This is a genomic window from Elizabethkingia bruuniana, assembly GCF_002024805.1.
GTDB lineage: Bacteria > Bacteroidota > Bacteroidia > Flavobacteriales > Weeksellaceae > Elizabethkingia > Elizabethkingia bruuniana.
The window spans coordinates 2097985-2110310 of the sequence record NZ_CP014337.1 but is presented as its reverse complement, the minus strand read 5'-3'; the positions used below and the strand labels follow the sequence as shown (position 1 = coordinate 2110310).

The following is a 12326-nucleotide window of genomic DNA, read 5'->3' as shown; positions in this document are numbered from 1 at the left end:
ATAAAAATTTTAAGACACAAACAAAGATGGAAAGAATAAAGAAAGATGAAATGTTATTTCATGGTAAAAAGCACGTGTATATCCCGCCCGTATTTGAGATTGTTTTGGTTGAAATGGAAGCCGGAATATCTGCTACATCTGCACTCGTAAAACCTGATACTACTGTACAAACAGATTGGGAAGGGACAGATACCCAAACCGGGGAAATTATTTGGGAATAGTCTTCTTTTATCATTAGAACCTGCTTACAGAGCATTAATAATAATTCCCATGCTTTAAAAACATTTTATCTAAAAAGCACACAAATATGAAAACAAAAAATTTTAAAAGTTTAAGTATAACTTTATTATTGGTACTATTGTCTTCCTGTCGAAGTAATGATACAGATAATACTTTGAATCCTGATTCTAAAGGCAATACTGCTATAAAAATTAATCTATTGGGTTCAGATTTTGCAGGGGCTACAGAGCCTGAGTTTACAGCATCTACTGGAAAAGGAACTACTGCGCCTTCTGGTGTAGTACAAACCCAGATTACAATGATAGACCCAAGTACCTTTATTTCAACAGAAGTTACTCCGGTTTTTAATGGATTAAATACTCAGGCAGCTATGAGTGGTGCAAAAGCAGCAGTGAGTGGCAATAATTTAGGAAATGGGATACAGTTTCGTGTTATTGCCTATAGAAGTGCATCCTCTACAAGCCCCGGAGCCTATGCTGCTCACAGAGATTATAGAGTGAACGGTGCTAATGTAGAGCTTGTTAATCCCGCAGAAGGTGATCTTTGGCTGGATAATAGTATTTCTTATGATATAGTAGCATACTCTTTTGCAACAGCTTCTTTACCTAATATTACTACTGAAAAAGGTAATATCAGCGGTGCTAAGGCCGATTATATCAATAATACTGATATGATGTATGTAAAGATGCCTAATCAGACATTTGCGAAAGGCAGTAATACACTTGGTATTATTCTTCGTCATAAAACAGCATTAATAGAGAAGGTAAACGTAAATATATTAGACTCTCAACTATCTTTTTCGGGAAGCGGTATAACGAACACTGTACTGACGATACCACATGCTAAAGATGGATCTATAGCTTTCAGCGGGGCAAATGCCGGAATAATCTCCGGACGTACAGACTATGAAAATAAAGTCATCAATCTAACATCAATTAATGGTACTGCAAAATCTCAAAGTCAAACGCTAAATAATGTTTTAATTAATACCAATACCAGTATTGATAATAGTAAAACGGCTGTTTTTTCGGCTAATGTTACTATAACAGATAATACAAAAACGCCTGCGGTTACTAAAACACAGTCGATTAATTCATCATTTAAATTGCTTCCGGAGTATAAACAAAATCTAAATGTTGAGATTAAAAAGTGTGGCGCATATACAAGACCAAAAGGTGCCAGTCAGATGACGCTTGAAAATAAAGTGTGGCGCGAATTTATGTGTAATGATCTTGGAGTGGATACCAGTGGTAACTTTAATCCATTTGACGTAAGCAGTTCCACTAATATTAAAAGGTTCCATGGAGCTAGATACGAATGGGGAAGTAATGGATTGAGTAATCAGCAAAATATAAGATGGATTACTAAGGACGTAGATCAGGATGCAAGGTATAATCCGGGATTAGCTTTCAATTCTCCGGGGGCCCCGGCAGGTAACCCGAATGGTACAGGATGGAGAGGAATAGGATGGATTGCAGGTGGATTGTTCCCTTGGACAGATACTTCTTCCGGAGCCTCTACGCTTCCTGCTGATTCCTGGACAACCAGTGGTAATGGAGGAGCGAGCAACCCTTGCCCGAGCGGTTATCGAGTTCCCACTAAAGATGAATGGGCAGATGCAGCTAATGCCGGAGATGGATTTAATAAATTCACAAGAACAGGAAATGCGAGCGTTGATTTTGGAGATGAATATGGCAGAGGACGTTGGCTGGGGAATGCATTATTTATTCCTTTTGGTGGCTATCGCCGAATTACATCTACGAAAGTTCCGAGCTCTGCTCAAGGGGAATTGGCGGCTCGCCGTACAGAGAATGCATTTTACTGGACAAGTTCAAGAGATGAGAGTGGGGCAGATCTGGTTTATTTTTCTTCCATAACACCATCTGGAACTATCTCTTCTGGCACAACGCATCCTACACACGGGATGGCTGTTAGATGTATAAAAGAATATAATTAGTTATAAGGATTATACCTTTGAAAACAAGGATACAGCTTTCCATAAGAACAATTTCATCATTTGTTTGTAAAACTGATATGTTTTACCGGTAGTTTCAAGAACTACCGGTTTTATTTATATACTTTTAGAAGTATAATTATTTAATCAGTGTTTTAGCCAAATTGCCTACTTCAATTAATTTTTCTTTCAAAGACTCATTCCATGGTAGTCCCAGAGTAAGGCGCATACAATTATGGTATTGATCCTGAAGTGTAAATACACGCCCCGGAGCAATACAGATATTTTTTTTCATGGCTAGTTCAAAAAGTTCAACGGTATTAATATCTCCAGAGAATTCCACCCATAATGCGAGGCCGCCTTTGGGCTGACTTATTTTAGTCCCTTCCGGAAAATGCTGGGCAATGGTTTGTGCGTAGTTTAAATAGTTTTCCTGAAGTGTTTTACGTAGCTGCCACAAGTGCTTTTCGTATTTACCACTTTTTAAGAAGCTGCCTACGCTTTCATTAATAATAGAGTTGGAGCAAATAGAGTGTACCAGCTTTAATTTCATAATCTGGTCTTTATATTTTCCCGGAGCAATCCATCCCACACGGTATCCCGCTGCAAGGGTTTTGGATATAGAACTGCACCAAAGTACATTTCCTTCTGTATCAAAAGCTTTACAACAACTTGGTCTTTTATTGCCAAAATGAAGATCTCCGTACACATCATCTTCCACAATTGGAATGTTGTGTTTTGAGAGAAGCTCCACAACAGCTTTTTTATTTTCATCTGGCATACAACTGCCTAGTGGTGTATTAAAATTGGGAATCAAGAGGCATATGTCTATTTTTGAAACCAGTTTTTCCAGTTCATCAACCAAAAGTCCTGTTTCCGGATGGGTGGGAAGTTCCAGCACTTTTAGCCTCAGGCTTATAGCCAGCTGTAGTATCCCAGGATAGCAAGGACTTTCTATCGCAATTGTATCTCCCGGTTTGGTAAGAGCCATCAAACAGAAAGATAAAGAATTCATTCCGCCGTTGGTGGTAATAATATCATCTTCATTTAGATTTCCACCCCAGTTAAGAGATCTGGCCGCAATCATACGGCGAAGCGTTACATTACCTTGTAGAGATTCATAGGAAGTTCCGCCTCCTTTTAGAGTTCTTGTAGCCTGTATCACTTCCTTCTTTAGTTGGGGAAGCGGGATTAGCTCACCGTCTGGTGCACCAATAGAGAAAAGTGTTAAATCCTCACGCCCAATATTTGTAAATACCTTATTAATAAGCTCATTAGGCTCATTGCTGCTGGCGATAGGGGATGGCTTACTCGTCTCTGGAAGTGGTAAACGCAGGTATGGAAGCTGGCTCACAAAATATCCCGATTGAGGTACAGAGTAAATCAGAGACTGAGATTCCAGCTCCAGAAAAACTCTTTTAGCTGTGTTCATGCTTACGTTATGATTCTGGCATAAAGTCCTCACAGAGGGGAGTCTTTCACCTTCTTTCAAAACTCCATTTTTAATTTGAGCTGAAAGTTTATGTGTAATGGAGCTGTATAGGAAATCGTTTTTCATATTACAAATATATCTGTATCCATTGAAATTTCAAAAATTGAGACTGTATTTATTTTTTTGAACCTCATAATTTTGTTTTCAATAAAAATAACAACATGATGAGAGATACTGTAATATCTACTACACAAAATGACAATACAACAAAAGGCTGGGTTAATGGCTTTATAGGAGTCTTACTTTTCAGCGGTTCATTACCAGCGACGAAAGTTGCTGTTATGGATTTATCGCCATATTTTGTAACAGCAGCAAGAGCTTCCATAGCGGGAGTACTAGCACTACTGGTTTTGCTTATTTTTAAAGAAAAAAGACCCTCGAAACAGCAGATAGTTCCTATTATGCTCGTTTCCATCGGAGGTGTTGTCGGATTTCCGTTATTGTCTGCAATGGCCTTGCAACATTTTACTTCTGCCCATTCTATTGTATTTATAGGTTTATTACCGCTAGCAACTGCTATATTCGGGATTTTTCGTGGCGGAGAAAAAGCACCAAAACCTCTTTTTTGGGTATTCTCAATTTTAGGAAGTCTATTGGTTGTAGGTTATGCAGTTGCTCAAGGAATCTCTGTAGCCCCGGTTGGAGATCTGTTAATGATTCTGGCAATTATATTATGTGCTTTGAGTTATGCTGAAGGTGCAAAACTTTCAAAAGATCTGGGTGGATGGCAGGTTATTTCATGGGCACTGGTTATCGCATTGCCGATTACAGCTCCGTTAACCTTCTTTCTGCTTCCGGAATCTTTGGATACAGTAAGTTTCTCTGCATGGATGGGAGTTGCTTATGTAGCTTTGTTCAGTATGTTTATAGGATTTATATTCTGGTACAAAGGACTTGCACAGGGAGGCATTGCAGCTGTAGGCCAGCTACAGCAATTGCAACCATTTTTTGCATTGGCGCTAGCCTCTACCTTACTTCATGAAAAAGTAAGTATTGGTATGATTGCCGTCACTTTAGGAGTTATCCTTTGTGTACTGGGTGCCAAGAAATATGCTAAATAAAATTTCAGTTTTTTTTTAGACTGGGGCTCTTTTGCCTGATTTATGAAGTTTGAAGTTTCTTCATGCCCAGAAGATTCTTAATGATAAAAAAGAGTCCCAGTATTATAAACGGAATACTTAAGATTTGTCCCATATTTAAAATCATTCCGTGTTCGAAATTCACCTGATCTACTTTGATAAATTCTACAGCAATTCTTAAGATGAAAATAAGGCAGATGCTTATTCCAAAGTAAAAGCCTTTTCCTGCTTTAAAGATTCCTTTCTGGTAGATAAAATAGACCAAAAAGAAGATAATAAAATAAGAAATAGCCTCATATAGCTGCGCCGGATGTCTCGGAACATCATCTACATGTCTGAATATAAATGCCCATGGTAAGTTAGATGGGGTACCTATTATCTCAGAATTCATTAGATTGCCTAATCTGATAAATGCACCACCTAAAGGAGCAACAATAGCAATAATATCAAAAATTCTCAGGAATTGTATTTTGTATTTTCGGGCATAGAATATCATCATAATGATAAGACCGATTACACCACCATGACTGGCCAGCCCGGCATATCCGATAAAATGATAAGCACCGTCTTCACCTTTCTGGATAGGTAAAAATATTTCAATTGGGTGTTGGGAATAATAATCGAAATCATAGAATAGACAATGTCCTAATCTTGCGCCTACAAGAATTCCAATAAATGCATAAGCAAATAAAGCTTCGTGTGCTTTTTCACTTAATTGTTCTTTTTTATATACTTTTCCGAGAAGATTATAACAAAGAATTAGTCCTATACAAAATAATAAACCATAATATTTTAGCGGAAATCCGCCACCTATATTAACGATTTCAGGATTTACATCCCAGTTGATGTAGAGTAAACTCATTGATTTTTTATTTTGTTTTAACTATTGGATTATGTTTTACAGGGAAATTCACAGAATTGGCAATAAAGCAGTATTCATGAGCTTTTTTATGAAGTTCGATAGCTTTTTCAATCATATCGCTGCTTTTAACAATAACAATGGGATTAAGTGTTACTTCTTTAAAGTAGCCATTTCCGTTTTGTTCTTCAAGCATTATACCCTCAGCTGTGTCTGTGTATTCCTCAACGATAATATGATTCGCAGAACAGAAGTGCAGATACCAAAGCATATGACATGAAGAAAGAGATGATACCAGTAAATCTTCAGGGTTATGCTTGGTTGGGTCACCCAGAAAAGCAGGATCAGAAGATGCCTGAATTACAGCTTTTTGTTCAACAATAATATTGTGGTTTCTTTCGTAATTTTTATAGTGATCTGTACCAGAACCTTTATTACCGGTCCACTCAACCTTAGTTTGGTAATGGTGCTCCTTCATAAGTGTTTTCCCTTTTTTACAGGCCAAAGATACGGAATAAATGCTTAAACTATTTTTGCCCTCCTAAGGTCTTGAGAGCCAGAGCAGCAATGTCTGATATCATTTTTGTAGGAGAATTACAATCGCAGTTACTGAGTCCAAGAACATAGATATCCTGTTTTGGAAAATAGATTCCCATTGTTTTAAATCCAAAAATACTTCCGCCGTGTTCCCTTGTCGGTTGTCCTGTGATTTCTTTAATATGCCAACCGTAACCGTAAGTAAATTCCTGTCCGTTATTGAGTTTATATTTTCTAAAAGCTTTCTGGGTATTTTCAGGTTTTAGCAGCAAATTCTGATTAAGGGCTTTTTGCCACTTTAGCATATCAGTTGTAGTAGACATTAACGATCCCGATGAAAAAGGAACACTAAAACTGATAATAGATTTATTGACATAAACATTTCCTTTTTGATGGTAACCATATGCTCTGTTTTTAATCACTTTTCGATCGCTTGCATAATATGAATTTGCCATGCCAGCTTTATCAAAGATATTTTTCTGTATAAAATTTTCGTAAGTATCTCCAGAAGTTAATTCTATGATATAACCCAGTAAGACATAACCAGCATTGTTGTATTCAAATTTCTCTCCCGGAGCAAAATCTATTGGTTCATTTTTGAAGAAATCAACCATCATTTTGGGAGGCATTTCCTTCTGTGCAATATCCTGTAAAGATTTCATTTTTGTAAAGTCTCTGATTCCGGAAGTATGAGTAAGCAGATGATGAATTGTGATTTTATCTCCGGAAGGGTAGTCCGGTACATATTTGGATACAGGATCTGTTACTTTTAGCTTTCCTTGTTCTTCAAGAATAAGGATTGCAATGGCTGTAAACTGTTTAGTTATAGAACCTAATTGGAAAACATTTTCAGGATTCAGATCTGTATTTAATTCCAGATTAGATTTTCCGAATGCTTTCTTATACACAAGTTTTCCATTCTTTGTAATCATAAATACCCCACCAGGGCCATTGATATCTCCAAATTCTGTTTTGATAATACTATCTGTTTTTTGCTCCAGATTCTGAGAGAATAGTGTAGTAATGGTAAACAGAAATAGAAATGCTGAAAAAATTCTTTTGCTGTACATAGTTTTTATTTTAACATTGTAAATATACATAATACTATGTTATGCAAGATAATGTGTTTATAAAATTGCCTGAGCAAATACCTGATTTATTATTCCAATACTATTTTCATTTAGATTATACTTAAAAGATTCTAATGCCTCTTTAACATCTCTATTTCAATGATATTATTATCTTTTAAAAAATCTTCTTTATACTCTTTTACCAGTTCACGCTTTCTTTCAGCACCATTTATAAATTTTCCTCCTGAGTAATGATCCGGAATTTCTCCGATATTACTAGACGGATCACTTCGGTAATTTCTAAACACTTTTATATACTGTGGATAGCTTATTTTTAATGCATTAGTATCTCTCTCTCTTATGGGATATACAAAATTTTCTTTTTCGTGCTTAATGCCCTTTAATTCCCAGATATAGCTTTTAGTATCATCTTCGAGTTTTACAATTAATCCGGGTAACCCTCCAAATTTGTATGGGCCATTGGGAATAGGGATTTCCTTACAAAACCATGCAGTCCATTTTCTTCCCCCGTATTGAGTAGTTGCTTTCTGGGCTTTAAAGTTTAAGATCAAAAGAGTTTCGTTTGAAAGTTCCCACTGAAGATGAATTTCTTGATTAATGTTGTAACGTTTATTGTCTATATTTTCAAAGAAATCCAGATTATCATAGGAACTATTTTTTTTAATAACTCTGGTATAAGTTATAATTTTATTTGGAGGCATAGAATTTATTCCTCTTTTAAAATTTTCAGATAGTACAGAATCTACTGCATAGGCACTCTGGCTGAAATATTCAGATTTTTCCTTACCAATGCTTAAAATCATTATTTCATTCTCAATATTTTGTTTTTGAGTGGAATCAGAAATGTATTTGTACTCATAAATAAATTGTTGATTCTGACTGAAAAATATATTGCTAATAAGAAGTACTAAAAGTAAAATGGATTTGTTCATTTTAGTATTTCTATAGGTCATATTAATTAAGACTTGAAAAGAATAGATAATGTATTGAACTAATACTTGTTTATTTGAATTTCGTTTAATAGATATTTGTAGTGATTTGATTTTCATTGTAAAATGGTTAAGTTTTTTTGTTGATTTTTAGTTTTTAATAAAATTAAGAAAAAAATGAATTAAATGCTTTTGATAATATTTATTTTATGCTATCACCTTATTTGTAAAATAGTTTCAGAAATAATTTATAATGTCTGAATCTATAATATTGATTTACAGTTGGTTTTAGAATGAAGAGCCGGTAAATATTCTTTTACTGGCTCTTTTTATTTATTATGAAAATGTGTAATGTTATTATTTAACCGCTATGTAAATATCAACTTCAGCGTTTTCAGGATCTTGTGCTTTTTCACCATAAATTTCAAAATCTGCTGTATAGGTTCTGTTGAGATCCATATTCCATATTTTCAGCCATTCATTGTAAACAATACCTTCTGCTAAGCTTCCTTTGGTGGTTTGTTTATTATAATCGGAAGATTCAATTGCCTTCCCGACCATTCCTTCAGGAATCTTATCCAGGCTGTTTACTTTACATCCTAAAATAGTAGTATAGGGCTTTGTATAGTCTTTCTCATAATCTGTGTAAATACAATAAATAGCGTGATCAGCTTTATTAGGAATTTGGTCGATAATCCCTTCAGTCATAAACTTATTCCATAATACAGGAATATCCTGGGCTGCCTGCTGATTTTCATTTGTTGTTCTTACAGCGATACCAATTACGTAAAATGTGTCGAGTTTGGGCATAATTTCTTAGTGTTTACTTTTATAACCACAAATTTATAATACTATTATGACAACCCTTTGTCAGTAGTAATTTCCAGTTCTGCAAATAATAAAAAACGGACAGCCTGAAAGACTGTCCGATAAAACTGTTGTATGAAACAGTTTTTACACATAAATGAATGATAATATTACGATGAAATAATATTCAGGTTAAAGTTGTTATACTATATCTATGCTTAATATCACTATGGGGCACAGGTCACAATCTGTTTACCTGTTCCGTTACCGGACATATAGGTAATGTTAATGACAGATTGTGTCGCCGTAACAGTATTAGTTCCGGTCGTATTCCATTTTATGGTATTAAGTGTATTTCCGTTGAATAATTCCAAAGGTTCCAATGCTCCTCCGGATGATTTGCTTCCAAAGAGTGAAATTTTTCCGTCCTTGCTAATTACGACTCTTACTAATGGAGCGGAAGGGGTTCCTTCAAGGTCCCAGATTTCATAAGTCCTATTAGCAGGTAGTGCAGCCGGACGCAAAAGAGCAGGGATCCTATCACTACCATATACTGTTCCATCAGCGAAACGCACTGTACGGGTAGCACCGTCGTTCCCCTGGAAATTTATTTCTTTAGTTGCCATTTGTGTTCCGTTAATAGTAAGGTTGAAAGAATTATCCAGTTTGTAAATATCGAATACAAACCCAAAGTCAGTAGCCGGCATGGTGAACGTTTGTGTAACACCATCTTTTACAGAAAAAGGAACCGGATTAATATCCTGTCTGCATGGACCCAGTCTCAGATTCAGGTTATATTTTACTCCCGGAGTAATTTTCAGTTTATCTATTGTCATACTTTTCGATACACCATCTACGGTTACAGTACCCAGATTAAGCTGTCCCGTCGTAGTGGTATTAGAAATGACCTGTGTGGCACTGCTTGTCACTATTGGTAGGTTTTGAGCAGAAAAAGACACGGGCTGATTTATAGAACCATTATAAGTTAGAGCATCTGTGGCAAAGCTAATATCAGCAGAGCTATTGGCAGGTGAAATAGTAGCATTGGTTACTGCAGAAATATTTCCAACCTGTCTCGCATCCAGTTTCGTAGTAATCTGACTGTACTGATGTTTTAGTACTATATCAAGATTATTAACCCCGTTTCCGGTTACCGTCATATTTTTTTTGAAATACATAAGATCTCCGCTAATACCTGATAACTTTGCATTAGCCAGAGTTCCGCCGTTGTTTATAGATGGGGTAGAAGAAGCACTATTTACAGAGTAAGCAACAAAAGTATAATTTTGACCGCCGTTTAGCAGAAAACCATCAGTTTCTCCATTTTTATAAGCAAACTCTTTTTCAGTAACATAGTTTCCGTTATTGTCATATACAGCTACTTTATATCTCACACCAGCGCCTAACTCTGTTGGCGGTGTTGCTGCAGCCACAGGGTTAATAGATGCCTGAGCCTGACTGGCTAAAGAAGATGTATTAGACTGAGGCGTAAGAGTAGCCATTACAAAGCTGTCATCACCCAGCGAAATTTTTGTCTGTTGAGGACTAACGGTTGCTACTCCTGTTTTTCCTGCTGAAGCTTGAAATACTGGTGTTTCTTCTTCAGATTCAATACTTGCAAGGTTTACCTGTACATTGTATACTGAATTGTTGGCTGTTGTGTTGTCGCTTATACCACCTTCCGCACTTCGGCAGGAAGCAGCTGTTAAGGACAATACCAGTAGAGGAAAGCCTACTGCTTTTAATTGTAATTTCATCATTTTGTATTTTAAATTGTGTGTTTTTTGTGTTTTTGTCTTTTAGACTATGGGCTACAGGTAACAATTTGTTTTCCTGTACCGAAGCCGGACATGTATGTTGTTCCGAACACCATCTGGGTAGCAGTTACGGTGTTACTTCCTGTGGTATTCCATTTAATTTTGTTAAAAGAAGAGCCGTTGTATAGCTCCATAGGTTCTAATGGTCCGCCGGAAGATTTACTTCCGAATAATGATACCTGACCATCTTTACTGATAACTACTCTTACCAAAGGTTTACCAGTAATACCTTCCATACTGTAAATTGTAGGTATTCCATTGCTGCCATATTTTGTTTTATCCTGAAATCTGATTGAAGAAGTTGATCTTCCGTTTACACCGTAACCATCTTCAAAATTGATCTCTGCTGTGGACATTTTTGTACCATTAATCGTAAGATTAAATGAATTGTCCAGTTTGTAGATATCGAATGTAAACCCAAAATCTGTTGCAGGCATGGTAAAGGTTTTGGAAACGCCATTGGCGACATCAAACTTTTCAGGTAATATATCCTGTCTGCAAGGACCGAATCTTAAGTTTAGGTTATATTGTACCCCTGGAGTGATTTTTACTTTATCTAGTTTCAGATTTTTGGTTACCCCGTCAATAGTAACGGCTCCTATATTTAGTATTCCTTCAGGATTGGTATCATTAGTTCGGGCAATGACCTGCGTTGCAGTACTTGTAACTACAGGGTCATTTAATTTAGGTTGAAAGCTTACTGCCTGGCCGCCAGAGAGAGCATTGTTATAAGAAAGAGCATCAGTCCCAAAACTAATATCTGCAGAGGCAAATGCAGGAGTGAAAGCAGCATTATTAACAGCTGAAATATTTCCAACCTGCCTTGCATCCAGCTTAGTTGTAATTTTACTAAACTGATGTTTTAGCACTATAGCTAGTTCATTAACTTTATTACCAGTTACGGTCATATTTTTTTTAAAATACATCAAATCTCCGCTTACTGCTGCCAGTTTAGCCGTAGTAAGTGGGGCTTTGTCATCAAAAATATTAGGTGTAGGGGAATTGTTGTTTAATGAATAAGCAATAAAAGTATAATTCTGATCTCCATTTAACAAAAAGCCATCTGTTTCATTCTGTTTATAACTGAATTCTTTCTGGTCTACATAATTTCCGGCTTTATCATATACAACGACTTTATATCTTATACCATCTTTTAGTTCGTTCGAAACAATACCAGCTGCTAAGGGACTAACAGAAGCTTGAGCCTGACTGTTTAGTGAAGAAATATTTGTGTTAGGTATAAGTGTAGCTGTAACAAAGGTATCGTCTTCAAAAGGAATAACTGTCTGCTGAATATTTCCGGATGAGATTCCTTTTTTGCTTGCAGAAGCCTGTAATGCAGGTGTTTCCTCAATAGTTTCAATTCCGGAAAGCTTTATTTTAACATTGAGCGCAGAAGCAACTGTTGTTGTATCATTTATACTCTCTTCAGTACTTCGGCATGAGATTGTAGTAAGAAATAAAGCTAATAGTGAAAAACTCACCATTTTAAATTGTAAAGGTTTCATCATTTATGTGTTG

Annotated in this window: 11 protein-coding genes; 3 read left to right on the top strand and 8 right to left on the bottom strand. The window is 36.2% G+C overall.

Going from position 1 to position 12326, the window contains the following annotated elements; genetic code table 11:
• Positions 1–26 precede the first annotated feature (26 nt).
• Both AYC65_RS09805 and AYC65_RS09800 read left to right on the top strand, forming a co-directional pair.
• On the top strand, positions 27–221 hold the full coding sequence (locus AYC65_RS09805) for a hypothetical protein (RefSeq protein ID WP_034870543.1): 195 nt from the start codon (positions 27–29) through the stop codon (positions 219–221).
• Positions 222–307: 86 nt separating this feature from the next.
• A complete protein-coding gene (locus tag AYC65_RS09800; protein ID WP_034870542.1) occupies positions 308–2197 on the top strand; it encodes a fibrobacter succinogenes major paralogous domain-containing protein in 1890 nt (629 codons plus the stop codon).
• A 136-nt stretch (positions 2198–2333) separates the two neighbouring features.
• Here AYC65_RS09800 and AYC65_RS09795 read toward each other — a convergent pair whose 3' ends face one another.
• Positions 2334–3752 (bottom strand): aminotransferase-like domain-containing protein, encoded by a 1419-nt coding sequence (locus tag AYC65_RS09795; RefSeq protein ID WP_034870541.1) that lies wholly within the window; start codon positions 3750–3752, stop codon positions 2334–2336.
• 98 nt (positions 3753–3850) lie between these two features.
• Here AYC65_RS09795 and AYC65_RS09790 point away from each other — a divergent pair, with 98 nt between their 5' ends.
• On the top strand, positions 3851–4747 hold the full coding sequence (locus AYC65_RS09790; protein ID WP_034870540.1) for a DMT family transporter: 897 nt from the start codon (positions 3851–3853) through the stop codon (positions 4745–4747).
• A 40-nt stretch (positions 4748–4787) separates the two neighbouring features.
• Here AYC65_RS09790 and lgt read toward each other — a convergent pair whose 3' ends face one another.
• The 7 genes from lgt to AYC65_RS09755 form a co-directional block, all read right to left on the bottom strand.
• Positions 4788–5627: a prolipoprotein diacylglyceryl transferase gene (gene lgt, locus AYC65_RS09785; protein ID WP_034870539.1), complete on the bottom strand. Its 840-nt coding sequence runs from the start codon at positions 5625–5627 to the stop codon at positions 4788–4790.
• Positions 5628–5634: 7 nt separating this feature from the next.
• The gene (locus AYC65_RS09780) at positions 5635–6102 is read right to left on the bottom strand and encodes an OsmC family protein (protein ID WP_034870538.1); all 468 of its coding nucleotides are present in this window, start codon (positions 6100–6102) and stop codon (positions 5635–5637) included.
• 49 nt (positions 6103–6151) lie between these two features.
• The gene (locus tag AYC65_RS09775; protein ID WP_034870583.1) at positions 6152–7231 is read right to left on the bottom strand and encodes a serine hydrolase domain-containing protein; all 1080 of its coding nucleotides are present in this window, start codon (positions 7229–7231) and stop codon (positions 6152–6154) included.
• Positions 7232–7362: 131 nt separating this feature from the next.
• On the bottom strand, positions 7363–8184 hold the full coding sequence (locus tag AYC65_RS09770) for a GLPGLI family protein (RefSeq protein ID WP_234300287.1): 822 nt from the start codon (positions 8182–8184) through the stop codon (positions 7363–7365).
• Between the two features lie 354 nt (positions 8185–8538).
• The gene (locus tag AYC65_RS09765; RefSeq protein WP_034870536.1) at positions 8539–8991 is read right to left on the bottom strand and encodes a GyrI-like domain-containing protein; all 453 of its coding nucleotides are present in this window, start codon (positions 8989–8991) and stop codon (positions 8539–8541) included.
• 224 nt (positions 8992–9215) lie between these two features.
• Complete coding sequence (locus AYC65_RS09760) at positions 9216–10748, bottom strand: hypothetical protein (RefSeq protein ID WP_034870535.1); 1533 nt, start codon at positions 10746–10748, stop codon at positions 9216–9218.
• A gap of 44 nt (positions 10749–10792) precedes the next feature.
• Positions 10793–12316, bottom strand: a complete 1524-nt coding sequence (locus AYC65_RS09755) for a hypothetical protein (protein WP_034870534.1) — start codon at positions 12314–12316, stop codon at positions 10793–10795.
• Between the last annotated feature and the right edge of the window lie 10 nt (positions 12317–12326).